This is a genomic window from Paenibacillus sp. EKM10P, assembly GCF_011800655.1.
GTDB lineage: Bacteria > Bacillota > Bacilli > Paenibacillales > Paenibacillaceae > Paenibacillus > Paenibacillus polymyxa.
Window position 1 is genome coordinate 1 of record NZ_JAALET010000109.1, and the last position, 287, is coordinate 287.

Sequence of the window (287 nt, forward strand, 5' to 3'; positions counted from 1 at the left end):
TGAATTTGTGACTCAGGACAAAGCTCGTGGCTTTGATTTAAGCAAGGATGCGCTCATGCGCGTAGCTGTCTTCCGCAAGGGTGATCACTCGTACCGGTTTGTATGGAGCTTCCATCATATCGTAATGGACGGCTGGTGCCTGTCCCTGATGACGGACGAAGTGTTTGGTGCATATGCTGCCTTGCTGGAGAACAAGCAGCCAGAGCTCGCACCTGTCAAGCCGTATAGTGACTATATCGAATGGTTGGAACACCAAGATGCACAGGAAGCATCTCGTTATTGGAGTG

At 50.5% G+C, this 287-nt stretch carries 1 protein-coding gene; it reads left to right on the forward strand.

Features of this window, described 5'->3' with window-relative positions:
- A partial coding sequence (locus tag HFE01_RS26655; protein WP_167438876.1) for a condensation domain-containing protein occupies window positions 1–287 on the forward strand: 287 nt, incomplete at both ends.